Genomic DNA, 23,376 nt, shown 5'->3' on the forward strand with positions numbered 1-23,376 from the left:
GTATTAAGTAAGGACAGTTAACGCAGTGAACATCATTAAAAAGCTGTTAATGGCCCGCGCTACGGCAATGCTGGGTGACAAGTTGGTGAAGCTGGCTGCCGGCGCCGTATTAACGGTATTTGTCGCCCGTATGCTGGGCGCCGGCGAGCTGGGCGTCTATTCGATTGTGATGGCCTGGAGCGCGTTTTTAGTGCCGATAACCAGCATGGGGCTGAACAATATCGTGGTTCGCCAGATGGTAAAGCATGACAGCGGCCATGCGGCAATGACCATGTTGTACAGCGCCATCAGTATCCGGCTGGCGCTGGGGCTGCTGGGCGGCAGCTTAATGCTGTTGGCGTTTTATCTGCTCTACCCCACCATGTTTAGCGGCAATACCGCCGTTGCTATTCTGGTATTATTTTTACTGCAAGCGTTTTTCGGCTTTTTACTATTTGAATTTTACTTAAATTATCAGGGCACGTTTCGCAGCGTCGCCTATGTTAAATCAGCAATATCGCTGTTGAGCTTCGGCGTTAAACTGGCCCTGCTGTACAGCGGTTTTGGTATTGCCAGCCTGTTGCTGCTAACCGGTATCGAGTTTTTACTGGTGGGTATGGCGCAATATGTTATTTACCGGCGTAAACATCAGCCATTTAAACAAAACGAAGCGCGCTGGCCCGGTTATCACCCACGCTGGTTTAACTGGCAGCAAGCCAAACAGCTGCTGCGCCGCTCTTCCTGGTTGTGGTTATCCGGCATAGTGTCGGTAATTTACCTGAAAATCGATATTGTGATGATAGGTTCTATTGCCGGCACCGAGCAGGCCGGTATTTATGCCGCCGCCAGCCGTCTATCTGAGCTGTGGTATGTGTTTCCGGCGACCTTAGCAGCGCGCTATTATCCGGATATGCTAAAAGCCTATCAGCTGGGCAAACCCGCTTACTACTTAAAGTTGCGCCGTTTTGCCCTGCTGTTTTTCAGTGCCGCCTTTACTATCGCCGTGCTGATGTCGCTGGCCGCGCCCTGGATTATCAGCCTGTTATTTGGCGACAGTTTTGCCGCCGCCGTTGAGGTACTGCGCATTCATATCTGGGCTGGCTGTTTTATCTTTGTGCGCTATTTAATCAGCCAGCACTTACTTATTACCGAGCAGGAGCCACTGTCGCTGCTAAGCCACGGTGTTGGTGCCCTGCTTAATGTCGGTTTAAATTTATGGCTTATTCCGAGCATGGGTATTGTTGGCGCAGCGTGGGCCACATTAATATCCTATGCCTATGCGTCGTTCTTTTTCCTGTTGCTGGCCAAAAGTACCCGCGGCCAGCTATGGCAACTTATTACCGTGCGTCGTAAAGACACTCACTAACAAGGTTTATCTATGAGCAAACCACTTTTCGTTGAAATTAAAGGCGTACAGTTTCGCAATAAAGGCGCCTACTTAATGTTGTTAGCCAGCCTGGAAGGGCTGAAAGGCATTAAACAACCGGTTGAGCTGGTACTGTCCCCGGGACCAAACTTGCCTTATGTGGAACGCGCCCGCTTAGGCGCCTGGCAAAAGCTGTCATTTCGCCGCGGCGGTCTGGATTTAACGCCACTTATCGGCAAATTACCGGGTGCAGTACAGCGGCTGTTTAACCGTTATGGCATGGTAAGCGAACAACAAGTGGATTTAGTGCTGGAAGCCAGCGGCTTTGCTTATGGCGATCAGTGGCCACTGCGGTTTTTACAAAATACCGCCAAAGAAGTGGTGCGTTTTGCCAAAGCCGGTAAACCTTTTGTATTTATGCCACAAGCCTTTGGCCCGTTTAAAACCGACGACAGCAAAGCTGCAATGCGCGATATTATTAACCACGCCAGGCTGATTTTTGTCCGCGATCCGGTGTCATTGCAACACTTGCAAAGCTGTGTGCCAAACCTGCCGGATTCGGTAGTACTGACGCCGGACTTCACCGTGGGGTTAACTGCGCGCGCCAATGATGAAATACCGCCTGTTAACGGCCCTTATGCTGCACTTATTCCGAATAACAAGGTAGTGTCTAAATTCAACCATGCCGGTGCAGAGCAGCACCGCAACGACTATATCGCCGCCTTTGCCGCTGCCGCTAATAAGCTCTCGGCAACGGGTATGCAATGTGTACTGGTAAACCATGAAGGTAAAGAAGATGCCGAACTGTGTGCTGAAATTGCCGCTAAAGCGCCGTGCACCATAGTACAAATTGATGATCCGCTGGCGGTAAAAGCTTTTATCGGCAAGGCTGAGTTGGCAATAAGCTCACGTTTTCACGGCGCGGTAAATGCGCTAAGCCAGGGCGTCCCCTGTATTGCGACCAGTTGGAGCCACAAATACCACGCCATGATGACCGACTTTGGCATGGGAGATTACTGCGTAACCGAGCTGAGCGAGCAAAGCCTGCTCAGTGCTTTGCAGCAACTGCTGGATAACAAAGACGCGTTGGCTACCGTAGTAAAACAACAAGCTGCAGCGTTAAAACAGCAAAATACTGCCATGTGGCAGCGGCTGTACCAGGCTATCGGCTAAGGTATTACCCAACGCCCGGCAAAAACAGCGGCACTTTTAAGGTGTTATCGACTTTTTCAGCGCCGCCACACATTTCATCATAAGCCGACTGGTGCACTAAATACGCTTTGTAGATGGTGCAGCGGTCCAGAGCCAGCTTTACTTCATCAATGCTGTGAAACTGCTGTGGTTTGTTGTCTTCATCAACTAAAAACGCTTTGCGGCCGTCGTAGTCGGCTTCTGCCAGATAAACGCCCATTTCAAACGAGTGAATGGTGAGCTCGTTAATGCGTACATCCTGATGATTTAAATGGTTGGCTCGATGGTAAGGCATGTTTAATCCTCATTGTTGTTCAAATCCTGTACGTTGAGTCGTCTTTACCGGATCTTTATGCTGCAACAAAGTATAAGACAACCTTTACCCAGTCGTCGGCTTCATCTAGTATCGGTATATATTCAGATAAACAATTGTTGAAGCTCCGATGGACGCCAGTTTTTTTCGCTGTAAACAATTGTTGATAATTGACGACTGCTCTCCTGTTCGAGCCTCTATTAAAAGCATGACACAACAACTGGGTTTTGATGCTATCCACCTGGCACGCGATGCCAACGAGGCGATCACCAAATGTTATGAAATCCCGTTCGACTTTATCCTGTGTGATATTAACCTCGGTGATGGTAAAGACGGTTATCAACTGTTTGAAGTACTTAAGCATGAACGCCTGTTAAGCCCACTCTGCTGTTTTATCGTTATCAGCGCAGAAAACCAGCGCCAGATAGTACATGGCCTGATAGAGCTGCAACCGGATGATTACCTGTTAAAACCTTTTTCTGCCCCCGCATTGGAAGAGCGTATAGTAAGAGCTATCAAAGGCCGCATTGGTTTGCGTAAAGTGTATTACGCCCTGTATGAGCGTGATTATGCGTTGGCACTTGAAGAGTGCGACAGTGTGATTAGTCGGGATAATGAGCATAGTATTGCCGCAGCTCGCATTAAAGGTGAGTTGTTGTTAAAGCTAAAACGTTATGCAGAAGCTGAGGAATTTTATCAGCAGCTTGCCGGACAAAAAACACTTAACTGGGCCAGATTAGGCTTATCTGTTGCTTGTTTTTACCAGGATCGCTGGGAAGATACCGAACTACAACTTGCCGATTTAACTCAGTTTGACGATACCAAAGTGGAAGCACTTGACTGGCTGGCCAGACTGTATATTAAGTATCAGCGTTATGAAAAAGCGTTTGAGACCTTGCAGCGTGCTGTGTTGTTGTCACCCAAAAACATTACCCGACAAAGAGCACTGGCTAACCTGGCATCCATCATAAGTGATAAGGCCGCATGCGTGCGCATTTGTACCCGACTGGTAACCGAGGCACGTCATTCCAGCCACGATAATGTAGACAATTATCTAAACCAGGCTCGTGCCATTCTGGACCAGGCCTACTGCGTTAACACTCTGGACCGCGCTGTGATGCTGGGTCATGCCGAGCGATTGGTAAGCGCCTTGCCTAAACGTTTTGATATAAAAAAACATCAGCGCGAAACTGCCTTGCTAAAAACCCGTATTGTCGCAGCCCGTGGCGAACTTGCCAAAGCCCGTAAAATGATTCAGGAAGTACCGTTAAATAAAGATGAACACACAACCACTGATTCAGCTTTGGATGCTGCCAAAGCGTATTTTGAATTGGGCGACTTATACGCCAGTCAGCATTATATAGAGCAGATGGCCGCCTTGCTTAAAGATGACGACATGTTGACCGAAACCCAGCGCATCATGAAAAATATCGAGCAAGAACGCCATGACGAGCTTAAAGTTAAAATCAAGCAAATTAACAATGAAGCCAGCTACGCCTACCAACAAGGGCAGTACAACCGGGCAATCGAGTTATTTGCTGAAACCTTTGATTTTATGCGTACTAACCCTACCCTGGCATTGAATATTTTACAGACCATGAGTAAAGGCGTCACCTTAAATGAGTTCACACTGCGATACAGCCGTGCCGCCATTAAACTGTTAAGCCAAAGCGAGCTGAGTGATGACAACCGTTCTCGCTTTGGCAAATACCTAACGACCGTTTTAAACCAACACCCGCAGCTGAGACAACGCGCTAAAGACTCAGATGGTTAAGGCTGGTAAAACCCACTTAATACAGGTAAAGCACCGAGCCAGCCGCCAAGCGGTAACTCCCCGCGCCCGGCGCGACATGCCAAGCCACTGCCAGATGGTCAGAACGAAATTCAGCACGGCGCTGCAAATAATCTGCCGCGGTGTCGTATATCAATAAAAAGTGTTTCACAACATCTTCGTTAACCGGCTGTCCCGTGCGTTTGGGTTATTCCGCTTTAATGGTAGCTTGCCAGTTTACTGCCTGCCATTGGCCATTTTTGCGCACAAAGGTACCGCTGTTTAAATAGCGTTTGGTATCGACGCCCGACCTGCCTACCAGCACAAAAGCCACCACAGCAGTATCGCCGTACTGCATAATGCGCAAATCTTCACTGTTGTATACGGTGTCGATCTCTTCGGGCTTTAATATGCCGCGGCTGGTAACACTTTGCATCAGTTCGGCTTTGCCAAAGCGGGTGCCGCCGGAGCTGGTGTAAATCAGCTCGTCGGCCCAGTATTTATTGTGGATAGCGGCATCGTTGCGGGTGGCGCCGTCTAAAAACTCACCCAGTATTGCAGTAAGTTCGGCTTTGTCGTCGGCCAGGGCCAGAGTTGGTGTTAATAACAGCGTGGCGAGCAGTAGGCTGATTTTCATAGTGGGTTCCCTGTTATGTACTCAGTTTTTATCAGTTAAACTACCACACAATAAAGCGTTAAGGTAACCAGGGCTGCAAATCCTGCGAGCCAAGTATTGCCATAATATCTACCGTATTACCGTCGATGCGATAATAAATACTGTCAACACCACAGAGGCAACGCCGATAACCGGGCCGGATATGATCTACTTATTGGTATAAAAGCGGATTTTTAGCAATTTGCTCAAACATGCTGAAAAAAGTATAAAAGTAACTATCGGCCTGCTGCTGGCCAAAGTGCTGTACGCCATAATAGTAAATGCGCCGCAAATCTTCTTTCGCCAGATTAGACAGCCGCACTTTATACATGCTTAGCTAAACCTTGCTTAAACTCCTGTAACATATCTTCTGCACTTTGGCTGATAAAACCGCTTTGCTCAGCTAAAGCCAACCTCTGGTTAATTGCCTCTGCGCGACGGGCATTACGGATAAGCTCGTTAATCAGCTCGCTTTTGCTGCTGTACTCAGCGCCTTCACTCACTTGTTTCTGCAGCCATTCATCATTTGGCTGACTCAGGGTAATGCTCTGACGGGTCATAACGTTCACCTTTGCATTTGGTGCATAACTGCATCAAAAATACACCACGACTAACCGGTGTGCAATTTTTTAAGTGCGGTCATATAAAACGGTTGACCTTAAGCTAGGTTGAGCTTTTACAGTGCCTGTGGTTTGCAACAAGCGCTTAGCTTAGTGCTTTTTAATCCGCTTATTTCAGGAGTTTTCAATGAGTTCAGCCGCACCGCCAGCCCGCTGGTTTGATATTTTTTTAACCGCAGCAGCACCTTTAATTTGGGGCAGCACTTATCTGGTTACCACGGAGTTTCTGCCGCCCAATGTACCGTTACTGTCGGCAGTGCTTCGCACCTTACCGGTGGGGCTGTTAATGCTACTGTGCCTGCGCCAGCTACCGGCTAAAGGCTGGTGGGGCAAAATCTCTCTGCTGGGTATGCTGAACATTGGTATTTTTCAGGCACTGCTGTTTGTGGCAGCTTATCGTTTACCCGGTGGCGTGGCGGCTACTGTAGGTGCTATTCAGCCATTGGTAGTGGTATTACTGGGTTGGGCGGTACTAAAGGCCAGAACCGGCATGCTAAGCTGGATTGCCGCGCTGTGTGGTTTAACCGGTGTGGCCATGTTGGTATTAGGGCCAGCCGCGAAACTGGACTTTATCGGTGTAGCGGCCGCTGCTACAGGCGCCTTTGCCATGGCTTGTGGCACCTTGCTGACCAAAAAATGGCTACCACCGGCCAGCGCCATGGTATTAACCAGTTGGCAGCTCACAGCCGGCGGCCTGTTTTTACTGCCACTGGCCTTGCTGTTTGAACCCTTACCGGCACATCTTAGCCTGACAAACATTTTCGGTTATATCTGGCTGGGCTTAATTGGCACCGGCTTAACCTATGTGTTTTGGCTGCGCGGTGTAATGAAGATGCCGGCAACAGCCGTAACCACCCTTAGCCTGCTTAGCCCGCTAAGTGCTACCGTACTGGGCGCACTGGTGCTGCAACAAAAGCTGACATTACTGCAAAGTGCCGGTATGGTGCTGGTACTGCTTGGAGTGTGGCTGGGGCAGCGCACCAGCGTTGTAGTACCACCCTCTGCTCAAGCAAAGCTTAAAGTTAGCAACTGAGTATTAAAAAAGGCGCCGTGGCGCCTTTCCATTACGATACGAACGCAGCTTACATGCTAATGCCGCCGTCGATTTCTACTACCCGGCCGGTGAAAAAGTCGTTTTCAAAAATGTATTTGGCGGTATGGGCAATTTCGCTGGCTTCGCCTAAGCGCCCTACCGGTTTCATTTTCACTAAACGGTCACGGGCTTCCGGTTTCATCGCATCGGTCATGGCGGTGCGAATCACACCCGGTGCTATAGCGCCGACACGAATACCAAAACGGCCCAGCTCACGCGCCCAGGTTACGGTCATCGCCACCACGCCGGCTTTAGAGCCGGCGTAGTTGGTTTGGCCCATATTGCCGCCGCGGGCGACGCTGGACATATTAATGATCACGCCTTTGGTACCGCGTTTTACCATCACTGCCGCAGCTTCGCGGCCGCAGAGAAACACGCCGGTCAGGTTTACGTCGATAACCGACTGGAACTGCGCCAATGACATCTTGCTTTGCAGCTCGCCGTCTTTGTATTTCAACAGCAAACCATCACGTAAAATGCCAGCGTTGTTAATCAGGCCGTCAATGCCGTTAAAATCACTGTCGATTTGCATGAAGGTAGCCTCTACCTGTGCTTCATCGGCTACGTTAGCAATGTAAGTTTGCACTGTGGTTGTAGCGCCCAGCTCTGCTTTGGCTGCAGCTAACTGATCGGTATTCATATCAATTAATGCCAGTTTGGCGCCTTCATTCGCACACATGCGGGCCATCTCCAGGCCTAAGCCTTGTGCGCCGCCAGTGATAACGATGGTTTTGTTTTGCAGGTTCATCTGACTTTCTCCGTAATCGCCTGCGCTACGAACATTTTTGCTGCGACACGCCACAAGCCTTCCCTGGGGCTCGACTCCGGCCATCCATGGCCTCCAACGGTCTTGAGCAAAAAGTATCTTCGCGCAGGCTTATCATCTTGTTTGGAACGGAGCTCATCACTCCGCTCTATTAAATACTTTTAAGGTTCCGGTTAGCACTAAGGCTGACACGGATGTACTTTTTTGGCAGACCGTGTTTTTCATGGATGAAAAACAGGAGCCTACAGGGACGTATCTACGGCGTGTCTGACAAAAAATGTACGCAGTGGCAGTCGCTCTATCCAACTGCCACCATAAAGCTCAAGCTAACCTGCTTTCTTTTCAAACAGTTTAAAAATACTGGAAAAATCCAGTTTGCCATTACCGGCCCGCTGGTGCGCCACGTACAAGCTACGTGCCAGTGCGCCCATCGGGGTGCTGCTGTTACTTTGCATTGCCGCCTCCAGCGCCAGACCTAAATCTTTCGCCATTAAATCGACCATAAAACCGCCCTGATAACCGTTGCTGGATGGCACAGTGGGCATCACATCCGGGCAGGGGTTATACAGCTCTAAGGTCCAGTTGCGACCGGAGCTTTTCAGCATAATGTCTGACAGCACTTTCGGATCCAGGCCGTTATCCACACCCATTTGCAGCGCTTCTGAGGTGCCGACCATTAAAATACTCAGCAGCATATTGTTGCAAATTTTTGCAACTTGGCCGGCGCCAACATCACCTGCGTGAAACAGGTTTTTACCCATATTGCCAAGCACGGTGTTCGCACGCTCAAAGTGCGCCGCATCGCCGCCGACAATAAAGGTTAAGGTACCGGCTTTGGCACCACCAACGCCACCGGACACCGGTGCGTCGATAAAGGCGATACCTTGTGCCGCCAAGCCAGCGCCAACTTTCCGCGCGCTGTCGGCATCAATGGTTGAACAGTCAATCACCAGCGCATCTTTGCTGATATTAGCTGCCACACCCTGCTCGCCCAGATACAAACCCAGTACATGCTTACCCGCCGGCAGCATAGAAATAACAAACTCAGCGCCTGTTACCGCCTCTAAAGCTGTGGCGGCAACCACAGCGCCTTCGGCTTTTACCTGTGTCAGTGCCGCTGCCGATAAATCAAACGCCGTAACGGCGTGGCCGGCTTTCACCAGATTGATGGCCATAGGGCCACCCATATTGCCTAAGCCTATAAATGCAACCTTCGCCATATTTGCTCCTAATCAGTTATCCGGTTGACCCAGTTCGCGCAGCGGATGCTCGTTGGCACTCCACGGTGAGCGGAACAGCTCGTCAATCACGCTTTGCGGCACATCGCTTACGGTTTTATATTGCCACTTCGGCTGTAAATCTTTGTCCATTAACAAAGCGCGTACGCCTTCGGTAAATTCACCCAGCTTACCGCACTGCACACTTAAACCCAGCTCTAAGCGAAAGCTGTCAGCCAGAATTTTGCTCTGGCCCAGCTTTAGCAGCTCAAACACGATATGCGCCGTGATCGGGCTACCATAGGCCAGCGATTCTTTGGCTTTTTGCAGCCATTTGTCTTCACCGGCCATAGTATTAATTGCAGCGATCACGTTTTGCAGATTGTCGTGTTTGGCGAGCTTTTCAATTTCGCCCTGATGCGGCCGGATATTACTCAGCGGCATTTGGGTACGGCACTGATCTTCCTCGCTACGCAGCAGATCGCTGAGTTTTTGGTGATTCAGCGCTACTGTATCGCCCCACTTCACTGTCAGCAGCTTTTCCACCAGCGCGGCTTTGCGTTCATGCAATAAGAAATTATCGGCCAGGCCAATAAACTTAGCATCGGCAGCGTTAATAGAGGCGCCGGTTAAGCCTAAAAACAGGCCACAACCCGCTGGCATACGGTTTAAAAACCAGCTGGCACCGACATCCGGATACAAGCCAATCGCCATTTCCGGCATCGCTATACGGCTGGTGGTGGTAACCACCCGATGCGACGCACCGGCCATTAAGCCGAGGCCGCCACCCATTACTATGCCATTGCCCCACACCAGCACCGGCTTGCCAAAGGTGTGGATTAAATAATCCAGTGTGTATTCTTTAGTGAAAAAGTCTTCAACATAAGGCGCATAGGCACCGGGTTTATCCAGCATGGCTTTATATAAGTCGCGGATATCGCCACCGGCACAAAAGGCTTTATCGCCCGCGCCCTGCAGCAATACCATACTGATGCTGCTATCAGCCTGCCAGGCTAGTAGTTGTGGTAATAACGACTCTACCATCGGCAAGCTAAGCGCATTTAACGACTTTTCTGAGTTAAGTGTGGCCACGCCAATCTTTTTGCCGTTTTGTGCTGCCAGTTCCTGATACAGCACCACCTCATTAACGCCGCTCATCAGCCGTTCACCCAGTTGGCTTTACGTTTTTCTAAAAATGCCTGCACGCCTTCTACCTGATCTTTGGTGTCGAACAAGCCGACAAACAGCTCGCGCTCCAGTGGTAAGGCACTTTGAATGCTGCCGCTGCGACCTTGTTGAATTAGCTTTTTACAGGCCGTAACCGACGAAGGGCTTTGCTCAGCCGCTTTATCGGCCAGCACCAGTGCCGTTTCCAGCGCCATACCGGTGGCTACCACTTCTTCTACCAGGCCAATTTGCAGCGCCTTTTCAGCGCCGATACGCTCGCCGCATAAAATCATCCGTTTCGCCCAACCTTCACCCACTAACCAGGCCAGGTTTTGCGTGCCACCAGCACAAGGCAACAAGCCAACCTTAGCTTCCGGCAGGGCCATTTGTGCTTGTTGCTCGGCAATGCGGATATCACAGGCCAGCGCCACTTCTAAGCCGCCGCCCATTGCATAGCCGTTAATGGCGGCAATAGATACGCCACTAAAGTTGCTCAGCGTTTCAAAGGCTTCGCCGAAAATGCGCGCCATGTCGCTGGCCACGGCTTTATCGCCATCGGCAAACAGCTTTAAATCGGCGCCGGCAGAGAAAAATTTATCGCCCTCACCGGTGATCACCAGCGCATAGATATTTTTGTCTTCATCGAGGCTTTTTACTGCGTTACGCAATTGCGTCAAGGTTTCACGCGTCCAGGTATTGGCCGGCGGGTTAGACATGGTAATAAGCGCCGTGTGGCCGCGTTTTTCGAGTTTTAGTTGAGCCATTATTCTCTCCTGATATGGGCGTAGTTTATGCAGCGTGCCCGGTGAAACAGCATTGCCCACACCGACACGCCATAAACCGTCCCTGGGGCTCGACTCCGGCCATCCATGGCCTCCAACGGTCGGCTTAGAACAATCCTGTTCCCCCAGCTTGAATTCATCTGCTACTTAAAGAATGTCGCCTGCGGCTTCATCCAGTAAACGCCGGCCAATAATCAGCCGCATAATTTCGTTGGTACCTTCCAAAATCTGGTGCACGCGCACATCACGGAAATGCCGCTCTAATGGGTATTCTTTAATGTAACCATAACCGCCATGCAACTGCAGCGCCTGGTCACACACCTGAAAACCAACATCAGTAGCAAAGCGTTTCGCCATCGCACAATAAGCGGTAGCTTCACCGTCTTTCTGGTCCAGCTTAAACGCCGCTAAGCGCACCAACTGCCGCGCTGCCACCAACTCGGTGGCCATATCGGCCAGCTTAAACTGCAGCGCCTGAAATGCTGCCAGTGGCTTACCAAATTGCTGCCGCTCTAACATATAGTTGCGCGCCGTGTTAAGCGCCTGCTGTGCGGTACCAATAGAGCAGGTAGCAATATTAATCCGGCCGCCGTCTAAGCCTTTCATGGCAAAGCCAAAACCTTCACCTTCATTCCCCAGCAGGTAATGCGCCGGAATGCGCACATCTTCAAAAGTGATTAAACGGGTTGGCTGAGCGTTCCAGCCCATTTTCTCTTCGGCTTTACCGTAAATAACGCCTTTGGCATCGGCCGGCACTATAAAGGCTGAAATGCCTTTTGGCCCGGCTTCACCGGTGCGCGCCATTACTACCAAAACTTCAGTCTCACCGGCACCGGAGATAAACATCTTCGAGCCGTTTAATACGTATTCGTTGCCATCTTTTTTCGCACTGGTGCGCAGGCTGGCCGCATCTGAGCCCGAGCCTGGCTCGGTTAAACAGTACGAGGCTAATTTCTGGCCGGTAACCAGATGCTCCATCCATTCTGCTTTCGCATCTGCAGTGCCCCAGTTGGCAATCATCCAGGTGGCCATATTGTGAATGGTCAGCATGGCGGTCGTTGCCGTACAGCCCATCGACAATTGTTCGAAAATAATCGAGGAGTCTAACCGCGACAAGCACATGCCGCCATCTTCTTCGGGCGTATACAATGAGCAAAAGCCCAGTTCGCCGGCTTTCTGAATGACGTCTTTAGGAAAGTGATGCTCACGATCCCACTGCGCTGCGTGTGGCGCCAGTTCTTGTTCGGCAAACTGTTTGGCCACATCGACAAAGGCTTGTTGGTCTTCTGTTAAATTGAAATTCATAGTTGGTCCTGTCTATCCAATCGGCTTCGTTGCTTCCGTACATTTAACACACTCGCCCGTTCGGCTCTCCGAAATGTCGGACCACCAGCCTCACTTTTGATCGCTCGCTTAGTTAAATCTACTCCGCACTTCGCCTTGTTAACCGTGTTGAACCTGCATATGAGAAGGACTGCAGACTTTACTAAGCCGACCGTTGGAGGCCATGGATGGCCGGAATCGAGCCCCATGGATGGTTTATGGCGTGTCGGCGTGTAAAGTGTGCAGGCCTGAGCCTGACTAAAATCAGGCCCCATGCTGCTTTACCGTAAGTTAATCGACATATTCGGGCCGGAAACCGGAATATCGTCGTCAAACCAACGCGCTGTAATGGTTTTCGTCTCAGTATAAAAACGCACTGCCTGCTTACCGTAAGCATGCTGATCGCCGTAGAACGAGCCTTTCCAGCCGGTAAATGAGAAAAACGGCAGTGGCACCGGAATAGGAATGTTAATACCTACCTGGCCTACTTCCACCTCATGCTGATACTTACGTGCTGCCGCGCCGCTGGCGGTAAAGATAGAAGTACCGTTACCGTACGGGCTATCGTTTACCACTTTTAATGCCTCAGCCAACGAGCCAACCTGCATAGTGGTTAATACCGGACCGAAAATTTCCTGCTTATAAATTTCCATATCGGTAGTGACGTTGCTAAACACCGTTGGGCCTACCCAGTTACCGTTCGGGTAACCGTCGACTTTGCAGTCAGAGCCATCCAGCACACAAGTAGCGCCTTCTTTCTTGCCCTGCTCAATTAACGATAACACCCGGGCACGCGCCTGCGGGCTGATCTGCGGGCCATAAGCAGCGTTAGGGTCGGTGTACACACCCGGCCGTACTTTACCAATGGCCGCGGCCACTTCAGGGATCCAATCTGCTGCAGCACCAACAAATACGGCTACAGAGATTGCCATACAGCGCTGACCAGCGGCGCCAACAGAAGCACCAACCAGAGCATTAACCACCTGCTGCTTGTTGGCATCCGGCATAATAACCATATGGTTTTTCGCACCGGCAAAGGCCTGTACGCGTTTTAAATTGTCTGTACCGGTTTTGTAGATGTACTGGCCAACATTTACCGAGCCAACGAACGAAATGGCTTTAATATCCGGGTGATGCAAAATCGCATCAACCTGCTCTTTGGCACCGTGTACAACTTGTAATACGCCTTTTGGCGCACCGGCTTGTACAAACAGCTCGGCAATTTTGTTTACCGTCATCGGGTCTTGCTCAGACGGTTTTAAAATAAAAGTATTACCACAGGCAATGGCCATCGGGAACATCCACAGCGGGATCATCGCCGGGAAGTTAAATGGCGTAATACCGGCACACACACCCAGTGGCTGAATATAGCTGTAGGTGTCGATACTGCGAGCCACGTTTTCTACCGTTTCACCCATCATTAATGACGGAATGTTAGCCGCTTGTTCAACTACTTCGATACCGCGCCAGACATCGCCTTTGGCGTCTTCTACTGTTTTACCCAGTTCGCGGCAGATAATGTCAGCAATTTCACCCTGATGTTCTTTTAACAGGTGAGCAAAGCGCATCATTAAACGGGCGCGCTCCGATACCGGCACTTCTTTCCACGTTAAAAAGGCGGCTTTGGCCGACTCGATAGCGCGTTCCATTTCTGCCGCTGTGGCACATGCCACCTGAGCAATCACATCTTGTGTTGCCGGGTTGGTAACAGCGATCAGTTTGTCACCTGTTGGTGCGACAAACTCGCCGTCGATAAAATGCTTAACCTGTTGTGTCATGTTGCTTCTCCCGATTGTTTGGGTATGCCGCCAGCTGGTTATATGTTTAGTAATTAAATGCTGCTGACGGTTAATATGTGTTTTATAAAACTTCCACAGCCAATGCTACGGCTTCACCACCACCGATACACAGTGACGCCACGCCTTTAGTTAAACCGCGGTTACGCAGCGCATGGATCAGGGTAACCAGAATACGCGCGCCTGAGGCACCGATAGGATGGCCCAGCGCACAAGCGCCGCCGTTAACGTTTACTTTGCTCTCATCTAAGCCCAGCTCGTTAATGGCCAGCATGGTTACCATGGCAAAAGCTTCGTTAATTTCCCACAGATCTATCTGCTGTTTATCCCAGCCGGCTTTTTGCAGCACTTTTTGCATCGCGCCAACCGGCGCTACGGTAAACAGTGCCGGCTCCATTGAGTTGGTGGCATGTGCTACTACGCGCGCTAACGGCTTAGCACCTTGTGCTTTAGCATCAGACTCGCGCATTAAAACCAGCGCAGCTGCGCCGTCAGAGATAGAGCTGGAGTTAGCCGCAGTAATAGTGCCGTCTTTGGCAAAGGCCGGACGCAGCGATGGAATTTTGTCGATTTTGGCATTACCCGGTTGCTCGTCTATCGCAAAAGTCATTTCACCTTTACGGGTTTGAAAGGTTACCGGGGTAATCTCGTTGTTAAAGGCACCGCTGGCAATTGCTTGCTGGGCGCGGGTGGTAGATTGCACGGCAAAGGCGTCCATCTGCTCACGGGTGATGCCTTTTTCATCTGCTGTGCCTTGGGCAAAACAGCCCATGGCTTTGCCGTCGTAGGCATTTTCCAGGCCGTCCAGCATCATATGATCTTTAATTTCGCCATGGCCCATACGGTAACCACCGCGGGCTTTAGGCAGCAGGTACGGCGCATTGCTCATCGACTCCATACCACCGGCTACAACCACATCGGCGCTACCGGCTTTAAGTAAATCGTTAGCCAGCATCACGGCTTTTAAACCTGAACCACATACTTTATTAATGGTAGTGGCGCCAGCGGATAACGGTAAGCCGGCTTTTAATGTCGCCTGGCGTGCCGGTGCCTGGCCTAAACCGGCTGGCAGCACGTTGCCCATAATCACTTCACTAACCTTGTCGCCGCTTAAACCGGCCTGCTCTAACGCTGCTTTAATAGCAGTAGCACCCAATACAGTAGCATCCACATCAGTTAAGCCGCCCATAAAACCGCCCATAGCAGTACGTGTAGCAGCAACGATTACAATGTTGTCGGTAGCCATGAAGTTCTCCTGAAAAAGCTGTCGGCTAAAAAGTTGCTCCAGAGCCTACACCAAATTTACGTTTACGCCAACGTCAACCACCTAACACTATGGTAGTGTGCCGCCGCTTTGGTTCAGCAAAGTGTACAGTCTGACCAGTGCAAACTGGCATTTTTGCTTTACAAAGCCGCTTGAAATGGCCATTTTGTCAACGCAGCAGCGTTGCCTCAGCTTTACCTTTACGTAAACTTCACTTATATTGACTGCGTTTTCGGGGAAGGCGGATATGACAGAAAAAGAAGAAAAAACATATAGCATCAGCGAACTGGCCAAAGAGTTTGATATTACTACCCGTAGTATTCGCTTTTATGAAGATCAGGGGCTGATCACGCCTTTACGTAACGGCCAAACCCGTATTTACAGCAAGCGCGACCGCGTGCGGTTAAAACTGATATTACGCGGCAAACGCCTGGGTTTTAGCCTGGCCGAAACCGGCCAGTTATTTGAATTATATGACGCGGATAAAAGCAGCGTCACCCAATTAAGTACCATGTTGCAGCTGATAGAGCTGAAAAAAGCCGAGCTGCATCAGCAATTGGACGATATCAAAGTTGTGCTGATGGAACTGGTCACCGTTGAAAAACGTTGCCGCGATACCTTAGCCGACGCCAAACAACACAAGACCGCTTAAGCGGTTGAAAAACATAGCAAACGGGGATCCACAATGATTAGCAGTTATAAAGGGCTTAATTTCGATTTAGGTGAAACGGTCGATATGATCCGCGAGCAGGTTAACGCCTTTGCCCGCGAAGAAATCGCGCCGCGCGCCGCCCATATTGACGAAAAAAATGAGTTCCCGAATGAGCTGTGGCGCAAATTCGGTGACTTAGGCCTGCTGGGCATTACCGTCGATGAAAAATACGGTGGCTCAGGCTTAGGCTATCTGGAGCACGTAGTAGCACTGGAAGAAATCAGCCGCGCGTCTGCCTCGGTTGGCTTATCGTACGGTGCGCATTCCAACCTGTGTGTAAACCAGATTTTCCGCAACGGCACTGAAGCGCAGAAAATGAAGTATCTGCCTAAGCTGTGCTCGGGCGAGCATATCGGTGCCTTAGCTATGAGCGAGCCCAACGCCGGTTCAGACGTGGTTAGCATGAAGCTGCGCGCTGAAAAGCAAGGCGATAACTACATTTTAAACGGCAATAAAATGTGGATCACCAACGGCCCGGATGCACACACCTATGTAATTTATGCCAAAACCGACATTAACGCCGGCTCTAAAGGCATTACTGCTTTTATTGTTGAGCGTGGCACTAAAGGTTTTAGTACAGCGCAGAAGCTGGACAAGCTGGGTATGCGTGGCTCTAACACCTGCGAGCTGGTGTTTGAAGATTGCGAAGTACCGGCAGAAAACGTACTGGGCCAGGTTGGCGGTGGCGTTAAAGTATTAATGAGCGGCCTGGATTACGAGCGCGTAGTATTAGCCGCCGGTCCGCTGGGCATTATGCAAGCCTGTATGGACGTGGTAGTGCCGTATATCCATGACCGTAAGCAGTTTGGCCAAGCCATTGGTGAGTTCCAACTGGTACAAGGCAAACTGGCTGATATGTACACCCAGATGAACGCAGCAAAATCTTACGTTTATACGGTAGCTAAAGCCTGCGACCGTGGTGAAACCACGCGTAAAGATGCTGCGGCAGTTATTCTGTATTCAGCAGAGTTGGCCACCAAGATGGCGCTGGATGCAATTCAGTTGCTGGGCGGTAATGGCTACATTAACGAGTACCCTACCGGGCGTTTACTGCGCGATGCCAAGCTGTACGAAATTGGTGCCGGTACCTCGGAAATCCGCCGTATGCTGATTGGCCGGGAACTGTTTACCGAATCAAACTAAGGTTTTAAGGCGAAACGCTGGTGGAAGCGGCTGCTTCCACCGTAACAACACGCAGCCCCGTGAATTTCTCCCAAATTCGCTCTCGATCGTCTGCTAAGTTGTTACGGTTCCGCACCGCCAAAAATAGCAGTAACTGAATAGAACGTTGAACGAGGCGAAGCGCGTAGCAGATTTAACTAAACGAGCGATCAAAAGTGAGGCTGGGAGAGCCGAACGGGCGAGTGTGTTAAATGTGTGAGAGCAGCGAAGCCGTGAATCTAAGTCCGGTGCAGGCCAAAGCTTACACCGTAACAACACGCAGACCCGCGAATTTCTCCCAAATTCGCTCTTGATCGTCTGCTTAGTTGTTCCGGTTCCGCTTTGTCTAACCAGCTCTGGTATAAGGTGACTTAAGTGACCAGAATTACCTCCAAAATCAATCCTCGCTCTGAGGACTTCCAGAAAAACGCCGCCGCCATGCAGGCCGTGGTCGATGATCTGCAAAGCAAAGTACAGCAAATTAAACTCGGTGGCGGCGAAGCGCTGATTGCACGGCATACTGCACGCGGTAAGCTGTTTGTGCGCGACCGCATTCAAAAGCTGCTTGACCCGGGCTCACCGTTTTTAGAAGTCGGCCAGTTTGCTGGTTGGGAATGCTACGACGATTACGTACCCAGCGCCGGTGTGGTCGCCGGTATCGGCCGCGTTAACGGCGTCGAGTGCATGATTGTCGCCAACGATGCCACGGTAAAAGGCGGTACCTACTACCCGCTTACCGTGAAAAAGCATTTACGCGCACAAGAGATTGCCGAGCGCTGCCACCTGCCATGTATTTATCTGGTCGATTCAGGCGGTGCCAACCTGCCGCGTCAGGATGACGTATTCCCCGACAAGCTGCACTTCGGCCGTATCTTCTTTAACCAGGCGAATATGTCGGCTAAAGGCATACCGCAAATTGCTGTGGTAATGGGCTTGTGTACTGCTGGCGGTGCTTATGTACCGGCGATGGCCGATGAAAGCATTATCGTAAAAGAGCAAGGCACTATCTTTTTAGCCGGCCCGCCGCTGGTAAAAGCCGCCACCGGTGAAGAAGTCTCCGCTGAAGAGCTGGGCGGTGCTGATGTGCACTGTAAAATCTCCGGTGTGGCCGACCACTATGCGTTGAACGATGAGCACGCACTGCAACTAGCACGTAACGCAGTAAGCCGGTTAAACCGCCCTGCCCCGCAGCCTATGGATGTTAAGCCGGCCCAAGAGCCGCTGTATGACGCCAAAGAGTTATACGGCATAGTCGGCACTGACTTACGCAAACCGTTTGATGTCAAAGAAGTGATCGCCCGCATTGTCGATGGCTCAGACTTTGATGAATTTAAGCAATACTACGGCGCTACCTTAGTGTGCGGTTTTGCGCGCGTCTTCGGCTATCCGGTAGGCATTGTCGCCAATAACGGCATTCTGTTTTCAGAGTCGGCACAAAAAGGCGCGCACTTTATTGAGCTGTGCGCCCAGCGCAAAATTCCGCTGTTGTTCCTGCAAAACATTACCGGCTTTATGGTGGGTAAGAAATACGAAGCCGAAGGCATAGCCAAGCACGGCGCTAAAATGGTGATGGCAGTAAGCTGTGCCAAGGTGCCAAAGTTTACTGTGTTGATTGGCGGCAGTTATGGCGCCGGTAACTACGGTATGTGCGGCCGCGCCTATGACCCCACCATGATGTGGATGTGGCCCAATTCCCGTATTTCGGTAATGGGCGGCGAACAAGCAGCCGGCGTTATGGCGCAGGTGACCAAAGACGGTTTAGCCCGTAAAGGAGAAACGCTGTCGGCGGAAGCGGAGAAAGCGCTGAAACAGCCGATTATTGAGCAGTATGAAAAACAGGGCCACCCGTATTATGCCAGTGGTCGCTTGTGGGATGACGGTATTATCGACCCGGCACAAACGCGGATGACAGTGGGGCTGGCATTAGCCGCTGCGCTGAATGCACCGATTGAAGAGAGCCGTTTTGGCGTGTTTCGGATGTGATGCCACTATGATGCAGACAATCGCAATCACTCCGTACAACTTTGTCAGAACACGCCGTGAATACATCCCTGTAGGCTCGTGTTTTTCGTCCCTGAAAAACACGGTTCTGAGCAAAGTGCACTGCGCGCTTGCTGCATCGGATATCAAGCGGGTGCGGATGTGATTTTTTCGGCGACCGTTGGAGGCCATGGATGGCCGGAATCGAGCCCCATGGATGGTTTATGGCGTGTCGCAGAAAAAACTTCACGCAGCAACCGCGATTTCGAAGAAATGCAGTCTCAAGTTGCATTAACACTTTCGGAGAAAAAATGAACCAGGTTTACACAGAAGTCAGTATCGACCCGCGCGGCGTAGCCACCTTAACGCTAAACCGGCCACAAGTGCATAACGCCTTTGACGATGCCATGATAGCCGAGCTTATCGCCGTGCTGAAAGACTTAGCCAATAACGACGAAGTACGGGTATTGGTGCTGGCCGCCAACGGCAAAAACTTCTCTGCCGGTGCCGACTTAAACTGGATGCGCTCAATGGCGCAAAAAGATTATCAGCAAAACTTAAACGACGCCGCAGAGCTTGCCACCTTAATGCACCGGCTGGATAAATTCCCTAAACCTACCATCGCATTAATCAAAGGCGCGGCTTTTGGCGGTGCCCTGGGTTTAGTCGCCTGCTGCGATATCGCCATCGCCGAAGAGAATGCCAGTTTTTGCTTAAGTGAAGTACGCATTGGCCTTATTCCGGCGGTAATCAGCCCCTACGTAATGCGCGCCATTGGCGAGCGCGAAAGCCGGCGTTATTTCTTAACAGCCGAGCGCTTTATGGCCGCCAAAGCGCAACAACTGGGCTTACTGCATGAAGTAGTTAGTGAGGGCAAGCTTAGCGATAGCGCAAAAAGCATGATTAATACCCTGCTGCAAAACAGCCCGGCAGCACTGAGTGCTGCTAAATCGCTTATTCATAATATTTATAACCGTAAGATCAGCAACAATGTTATTGCTCATACTGAGCAAGCGATTGCTGAAATCCGGGTATCACCGGAAGGTCAGGAAGGCTTAAGCGCATTCTTAGAAAAACGTAAACCGGCCTGGCTCGGCAAGGAAGACGCATAATGTTTCGTAAAATATTAATCGCCAACCGCGGCGAAATTGCCTGCCGCGTTATCGACACCGCACATAAACTCGGCATCCGCTGCGTAGCGGTGTATTCAGAAGCCGACGCCAATGCCCGCCATGTGCGCATGGCCGATGAAGCGTATTTGTTAGGCCCGGCCCCAAGCAAAGACTCTTACCTGCGTGCAGATAAAATTATCGCCATCGCCAAACAAAGCGGTGCAGAGGCGATTCACCCGGGCTATGGCTTTTTATCGGAAAACGAAGACTTTGCCAAAGCTTGTGAGGAAGCCGGCGTGGTGTTTATCGGCCCACCGGTGGGTGCCATTACCGCCATGGGTTCAAAAAGCGCAGCCAAAGACATTATGGCCAAAGCCGGCGTGCCATTGGTGCCGGGCTATCATGGTGACGATCAAGACGATGCGCTGTTAAGCAAAGAATCAGAGCGTATCGGCTACCCGCAACTGCTGAAAGCGGCCTACGGCGGCGGCGGTAAAGGCATGCGTGTGGTATGGAAAAAAGAAGAGTTTAATGATGCCTTAGCCAGTGCGCGGCGTGAAGCCAAAGCTGGTTTCGGCAATGATAAAATGCTGATCGAGCGCTACTTAACTAAGCCGCGCCATATTGAAATTCAGGTATTTGCCGACAACCACGGTAATGCGGTTTACTTAGCCGAGCGCGACTGTTCTATACAGCGCCGCCACCAGAAAGTGATTGAAGAAGCGCCAGCGCCGAACTTTAGCAGTGAACAGCGTAAAGCCATGGGCGAAGCGGCAGTTAAGGCAGCCAAAGCCATTGATTATCGTGGCGCGGGTACGGTGGAATTTTTATTCGACGAAGACGGTTCTTTCTACTTTATGGAAATGAACACCCGGCTGCAGGTAGAACACCCGGTTACCGAGATGATCACCGGCCAGGACTTAGTCAAATGGCAACTGTTGGTCGCCGCAGGCGAAACACTGCCACTGGCGCAGGATGATATTCAACTCGATGGCCACGCGATTGAAGTGCGGGTATATGCTGAAGATCCGGATAACGATTTCCTGCCGCAAACCGGTAAACTGACCTATTTACGTCAGCCTGAAGCCAACCGTCATGTGCGGGTGGATACCGGCGTGGTGGAAAACGATGAAGTGTCGCCGTTTTACGATCCAATGATCGCCAAGCTGATTGTTTGGGATGAAAGCCGCGACCGCGCCATCGCCCGCATGTTACGTGCGCTGGACGATTATCGTATTGCCGGTGTTACCACTAACTTAAGCTTTTTAACCAGCTTAACCGAGCACCCGGCGTTTAAAGCCGCCGAGCTTGATACCAACTTTATCAACAAACATCAGCAAAGCTTATTTGCGCCGGCCAATAAAGAAAATAATCAGGCGCTGGTATTGGCTGCGCTGTTTATTTTACAGCAGCAAAAAGCACCGCAAAGCAGCAACGGTTCAAGCCCCTGGCAATTCAGCCATGGCTGGCGGTTAAATGAAATGCCAACGGTAAACATCGCCTTGCAACATGGTGAGCACAGCACACAACTAACAGTGCAGCAACTGCAGCAACATTATGTGATTGACGTGGCAGGCCAACAGCTTTGCTGCACCGCCGAGCTTAATGGCGATGAACTAAGTGCCGTGTTGGGCGATCACCGTACCAAGGTGCGGGTAAGCCGCTATGCCGATACCTTCAGTGTGTTTATCAAACATCAACGTTATGACTTTATCTACCAGACGGAAGTCACTACTGAGATGGAAGGCGCAGATCACGCCGGTAGCTTAACCGCACCGATGAACGGCACTATCGTTGCGGTAATGGCCAAAGCCGGCTCAACCGTAAAAGCCGGCGATACGCTGGTGATTATGGAAGCGATGAAAATGGAATACAGCATTAAAGCGCCGAAAAACGGTGTGGTGAATGAAGTATTTTACGCCGCCGGCGATCTGGTAAAAGACGGCGCCGAACTGGTTGATTTTAGCCCGGAGGAAGCATGAGTTTACCAACAAGTGTACGCCTGGTTGAAGTAGGCCCGCGTGATGGCCTGCAAAACGAGGCTGCGGTAGCCACAGAAGATAAAATCGCCCTAATTGACATGCTAACCGCGGCCGGCCATAGCTACATTGAAAGCGGCGCCTTTGTCTCGCCGAAATGGGTGCCGCAAATGGCGGACTCCGCAGGCGTGTTTGCCGGCATTACACGTAAAGCCGGTGTTACCTATGCTGCGCTGACGCCAAATTTAAAAGGCTATGAAGCGGCCAAAGCTGCCGGTGCCACTGAAGTAGCCATTTTTGGCGCGGCGTCTGAAGCCTTCAGCCAGAAAAACATTAACTGCAGCATAGCGGAAAGCCTGGAACGTTTTGCGCCGGTAGTAGAAGCAGCCAAAGCCGACGGCATTAAAGTGCGTGGCTATGTGTCTTGCGTCGTCGGTTGCCCTTATCAGGGTGACGTTGCCCCTACCGAAGTGGCATTGGTCGCCAAAGCCCTGTTAGAGATGGGCTGCTATGAAATCTCGTTGGGCGATACTATCGGCGTTGGCACGCCGGATAAAGTCAATGCGATGCTGGACGCGGTGCTAAGCATGATGCCGGTGGATAAACTGGCGGTGCATTTTCACGACACCTACGGCCAGGCGTTAACCAATATTTACGTGGCGCTAAACCGCGGCATTGCTGTGATTGATAGCGCCGTTGCCGGTTTAGGCGGCTGCCCTTACGCTGCCGGTGCGTCAGGCAATGTTGCCACCGAAGATGTGGTGTATTTGCTAAACGGCCTTGGCATTTCACACGGTATCGATTTAACTGCGCTGGCCAAAGCCGGCTGGTTTATTACCGACAAGCTGGGGAAACAGCCTAGTTCTAAAGTAGGATTGGCGCTAAGGGCCAAGTGCACGCAAACTGGTAGTTAGTTAACAGCAACAACTAAGGTTCTTCGAACACGGTAATCACTCCGTACTACTTTGCCGGAACACGCCGTAAATACGTCCCTGTAGGCTCCTGTTTTTCATCCATGAAAAACACGGTTCCGGTCAAAGTGTACTGCGCACTTACCTTGGCACAGATGTAAGCGGATGCGGATGTGATTTTTTCAGCGACCGTTGGAGGCCATGGATGGCCGGAGTCG

Annotated in this window: 22 protein-coding genes; 10 read left to right on the forward strand and 12 right to left on the reverse strand. The window is 51.0% G+C overall.

Annotated features, from left to right (window positions below):
- Positions 1-25: 25 nt before the first annotated feature.
- Positions 26-1,345 (forward strand): flippase, encoded by a 1,320-nt coding sequence (locus HRH59_RS06280; protein ID WP_173500420.1) that lies wholly within the window; start codon positions 26-28, stop codon positions 1,343-1,345.
- 12 nt (positions 1,346-1,357) lie between these two features.
- Positions 1,358-2,518 (forward strand): polysaccharide pyruvyl transferase family protein, encoded by a 1,161-nt coding sequence (locus HRH59_RS06285; protein WP_173500421.1) that lies wholly within the window; start codon positions 1,358-1,360, stop codon positions 2,516-2,518.
- Positions 2,519-2,522: 4 nt separating this feature from the next.
- On the opposite strand, the gene HRH59_RS06290 is transcribed toward HRH59_RS06285, so the two are convergent.
- Entirely contained in the window at positions 2,523-2,831 is a 309-nt protein-coding gene (locus HRH59_RS06290; RefSeq protein WP_173500422.1) for a DUF6482 family protein, read from the reverse strand.
- 148 nt (positions 2,832-2,979) lie between these two features.
- Here HRH59_RS06290 and HRH59_RS06295 point away from each other — a divergent pair, with 148 nt between their 5' ends.
- Positions 2,980-4,623: a tetratricopeptide repeat-containing response regulator gene (locus HRH59_RS06295; RefSeq protein WP_173500423.1), complete on the forward strand. Its 1,644-nt coding sequence runs from the start codon at positions 2,980-2,982 to the stop codon at positions 4,621-4,623.
- A gap of 16 nt (positions 4,624-4,639) precedes the next feature.
- Here HRH59_RS06295 and HRH59_RS06300 read toward each other — a convergent pair whose 3' ends face one another.
- The 4 genes from HRH59_RS06300 to HRH59_RS06315 all read right to left on the reverse strand — a co-directional run bounded on the left by HRH59_RS06300 (position 4,640) and on the right by HRH59_RS06315 (position 5,835).
- Positions 4,640-4,792 carry a YciI family protein gene (locus HRH59_RS06300; RefSeq protein WP_173500375.1) on the reverse strand — a complete coding sequence of 51 codons (153 nt, stop codon included), beginning with the start codon at positions 4,790-4,792 and terminating at the stop codon, positions 4,640-4,642.
- A 36-nt stretch (positions 4,793-4,828) separates the two neighbouring features.
- A complete protein-coding gene (locus HRH59_RS06305; protein ID WP_173500424.1) occupies positions 4,829-5,257 on the reverse strand; it encodes a nuclear transport factor 2 family protein in 429 nt (142 codons plus the stop codon).
- Between the two features lie 190 nt (positions 5,258-5,447).
- Positions 5,448-5,606 (reverse strand): type II toxin-antitoxin system RelE/ParE family toxin, encoded by a 159-nt coding sequence (locus HRH59_RS19265; protein WP_231702416.1) that lies wholly within the window; start codon positions 5,604-5,606, stop codon positions 5,448-5,450.
- A complete protein-coding gene (locus HRH59_RS06315; protein WP_173500425.1) occupies positions 5,599-5,835 on the reverse strand; it encodes a ribbon-helix-helix domain-containing protein in 237 nt (78 codons plus the stop codon). Before HRH59_RS06315 ends, HRH59_RS19265 begins: the two co-directional genes overlap by 8 nt.
- 187 nt (positions 5,836-6,022) lie before the next feature.
- Here HRH59_RS06315 and HRH59_RS06320 point away from each other — a divergent pair, with 187 nt between their 5' ends.
- Positions 6,023-6,928, forward strand: coding sequence for an EamA family transporter (locus tag HRH59_RS06320; RefSeq protein ID WP_173500426.1), 906 nt, complete (start codon positions 6,023-6,025; stop codon positions 6,926-6,928).
- Positions 6,929-6,977: 49 nt separating this feature from the next.
- On the opposite strand, the gene HRH59_RS06325 is transcribed toward HRH59_RS06320, so the two are convergent.
- The 7 genes from HRH59_RS06325 to HRH59_RS06355 form a co-directional block, all read right to left on the reverse strand.
- A complete protein-coding gene (locus tag HRH59_RS06325; protein WP_173500427.1) occupies positions 6,978-7,736 on the reverse strand; it encodes an SDR family oxidoreductase in 759 nt (252 codons plus the stop codon).
- 344 nt (positions 7,737-8,080) lie between these two features.
- Entirely contained in the window at positions 8,081-8,974 is an 894-nt protein-coding gene (gene mmsB / locus HRH59_RS06330) for a 3-hydroxyisobutyrate dehydrogenase (RefSeq protein WP_173500428.1), read from the reverse strand.
- A gap of 12 nt (positions 8,975-8,986) precedes the next feature.
- A complete protein-coding gene (locus HRH59_RS06335; protein WP_173500429.1) occupies positions 8,987-10,129 on the reverse strand; it encodes an enoyl-CoA hydratase/isomerase family protein in 1,143 nt (380 codons plus the stop codon).
- Positions 10,129-10,902 carry an enoyl-CoA hydratase gene (locus tag HRH59_RS06340; protein ID WP_173500430.1) on the reverse strand — a complete coding sequence of 258 codons (774 nt, stop codon included), beginning with the start codon at positions 10,900-10,902 and terminating at the stop codon, positions 10,129-10,131. The genes HRH59_RS06335 and HRH59_RS06340 overlap by 1 nt, the downstream gene beginning before the upstream one ends.
- A 165-nt stretch (positions 10,903-11,067) precedes the next feature.
- Positions 11,068-12,225 carry an acyl-CoA dehydrogenase family protein gene (locus HRH59_RS06345; RefSeq protein WP_173500431.1) on the reverse strand — a complete coding sequence of 386 codons (1,158 nt, stop codon included), beginning with the start codon at positions 12,223-12,225 and terminating at the stop codon, positions 11,068-11,070.
- A 299-nt stretch (positions 12,226-12,524) separates the two neighbouring features.
- On the reverse strand, positions 12,525-14,021 hold the full coding sequence (locus HRH59_RS06350; protein WP_173500432.1) for a CoA-acylating methylmalonate-semialdehyde dehydrogenase: 1,497 nt from the start codon (positions 14,019-14,021) through the stop codon (positions 12,525-12,527).
- A gap of 82 nt (positions 14,022-14,103) precedes the next feature.
- Positions 14,104-15,285, reverse strand: coding sequence for a thiolase family protein (locus HRH59_RS06355; protein WP_173500433.1), 1,182 nt, complete (start codon positions 15,283-15,285; stop codon positions 14,104-14,106).
- A gap of 265 nt (positions 15,286-15,550) precedes the next feature.
- On the opposite strand from HRH59_RS06355, the gene HRH59_RS06360 reads away from it, so the two are divergent.
- From HRH59_RS06360 to HRH59_RS06385, 6 genes are all read left to right on the forward strand, one after another.
- The gene (locus HRH59_RS06360) at positions 15,551-15,955 is read left to right on the forward strand and encodes a MerR family transcriptional regulator (RefSeq protein WP_173500434.1); all 405 of its coding nucleotides are present in this window, start codon (positions 15,551-15,553) and stop codon (positions 15,953-15,955) included.
- Positions 15,956-15,988: 33 nt separating this feature from the next.
- Entirely contained in the window at positions 15,989-17,158 is a 1,170-nt protein-coding gene (locus HRH59_RS06365) for an isovaleryl-CoA dehydrogenase (RefSeq protein ID WP_173500435.1), read from the forward strand.
- Between the two features lie 393 nt (positions 17,159-17,551).
- The gene (locus HRH59_RS06370) at positions 17,552-19,159 is read left to right on the forward strand and encodes a carboxyl transferase domain-containing protein (protein WP_173500436.1); all 1,608 of its coding nucleotides are present in this window, start codon (positions 17,552-17,554) and stop codon (positions 19,157-19,159) included.
- A gap of 308 nt (positions 19,160-19,467) precedes the next feature.
- Positions 19,468-20,268 carry an enoyl-CoA hydratase/isomerase family protein gene (locus HRH59_RS06375; RefSeq protein ID WP_173500437.1) on the forward strand — a complete coding sequence of 267 codons (801 nt, stop codon included), beginning with the start codon at positions 19,468-19,470 and terminating at the stop codon, positions 20,266-20,268.
- Entirely contained in the window at positions 20,268-22,250 is a 1,983-nt protein-coding gene (locus tag HRH59_RS06380) for an acetyl/propionyl/methylcrotonyl-CoA carboxylase subunit alpha (RefSeq protein ID WP_173500438.1), read from the forward strand. The genes HRH59_RS06375 and HRH59_RS06380 overlap by 1 nt, the downstream gene beginning before the upstream one ends.
- Positions 22,247-23,161, forward strand: a complete 915-nt coding sequence (locus tag HRH59_RS06385) for a hydroxymethylglutaryl-CoA lyase (protein WP_173500439.1) — start codon at positions 22,247-22,249, stop codon at positions 23,159-23,161. Before HRH59_RS06380 ends, HRH59_RS06385 begins: the two co-directional genes overlap by 4 nt.
- The last annotated feature ends 215 nt before the right edge of the window (positions 23,162-23,376 follow it).

This window comes from Rheinheimera lutimaris, from assembly GCF_013283795.1.
Classification (GTDB): Bacteria; Pseudomonadota; Gammaproteobacteria; order Enterobacterales; family Alteromonadaceae; genus Alishewanella; species Alishewanella lutimaris.

Excerpts from the sequence above, each read along its gene's own strand:
- HRH59_RS06375 (WP_173500437.1), top strand. The coding sequence starts at position 19,468 with ATGAACCAGGTTTACACAGAAGTCAGTATCGACCCGCGCGGCGTAGCC.
- HRH59_RS06355 (WP_173500433.1), bottom strand. The coding sequence starts at position 15,285 with ATGGCTACCGACAACATTGTAATCGTTGCTGCTACACGTACTGCTATG.
- mmsB (WP_173500428.1), bottom strand. The coding sequence starts at position 8,974 with ATGGCGAAGGTTGCATTTATAGGCTTAGGCAATATGGGTGGCCCTATG.
- HRH59_RS06360 (WP_173500434.1), top strand. The coding sequence starts at position 15,551 with ATGACAGAAAAAGAAGAAAAAACATATAGCATCAGCGAACTGGCCAAA.
- HRH59_RS06345 (WP_173500431.1), bottom strand. The coding sequence starts at position 12,225 with ATGAATTTCAATTTAACAGAAGACCAACAAGCCTTTGTCGATGTGGCC.
- HRH59_RS06320 (WP_173500426.1), top strand. The coding sequence starts at position 6,023 with ATGAGTTCAGCCGCACCGCCAGCCCGCTGGTTTGATATTTTTTTAACC.
- HRH59_RS06295 (WP_173500423.1), top strand. The coding sequence starts at position 2,980 with ATGGACGCCAGTTTTTTTCGCTGTAAACAATTGTTGATAATTGACGAC.
- HRH59_RS06350 (WP_173500432.1), bottom strand. The coding sequence starts at position 14,021 with ATGACACAACAGGTTAAGCATTTTATCGACGGCGAGTTTGTCGCACCA.
- HRH59_RS06285 (WP_173500421.1), top strand. The coding sequence starts at position 1,358 with ATGAGCAAACCACTTTTCGTTGAAATTAAAGGCGTACAGTTTCGCAAT.
- HRH59_RS06325 (WP_173500427.1), bottom strand. The coding sequence starts at position 7,736 with ATGAACCTGCAAAACAAAACCATCGTTATCACTGGCGGCGCACAAGGC.
- HRH59_RS06335 (WP_173500429.1), bottom strand. The coding sequence starts at position 10,129 with ATGAGCGGCGTTAATGAGGTGGTGCTGTATCAGGAACTGGCAGCACAA.
- HRH59_RS06365 (WP_173500435.1), top strand. The coding sequence starts at position 15,989 with ATGATTAGCAGTTATAAAGGGCTTAATTTCGATTTAGGTGAAACGGTC.
- HRH59_RS06380 (WP_173500438.1), top strand. The coding sequence starts at position 20,268 with ATGTTTCGTAAAATATTAATCGCCAACCGCGGCGAAATTGCCTGCCGC.
- HRH59_RS06385 (WP_173500439.1), top strand. The coding sequence starts at position 22,247 with ATGAGTTTACCAACAAGTGTACGCCTGGTTGAAGTAGGCCCGCGTGAT.
- HRH59_RS19265 (WP_231702416.1), bottom strand. The coding sequence starts at position 5,606 with ATGTATAAAGTGCGGCTGTCTAATCTGGCGAAAGAAGATTTGCGGCGC.
- HRH59_RS06340 (WP_173500430.1), bottom strand. The coding sequence starts at position 10,902 with ATGGCTCAACTAAAACTCGAAAAACGCGGCCACACGGCGCTTATTACC.
- HRH59_RS06305 (WP_173500424.1), bottom strand. The coding sequence starts at position 5,257 with ATGAAAATCAGCCTACTGCTCGCCACGCTGTTATTAACACCAACTCTG.
- HRH59_RS06315 (WP_173500425.1), bottom strand. The coding sequence starts at position 5,835 with ATGACCCGTCAGAGCATTACCCTGAGTCAGCCAAATGATGAATGGCTG.
- HRH59_RS06290 (WP_173500422.1), bottom strand. The coding sequence starts at position 2,831 with ATGCCTTACCATCGAGCCAACCATTTAAATCATCAGGATGTACGCATT.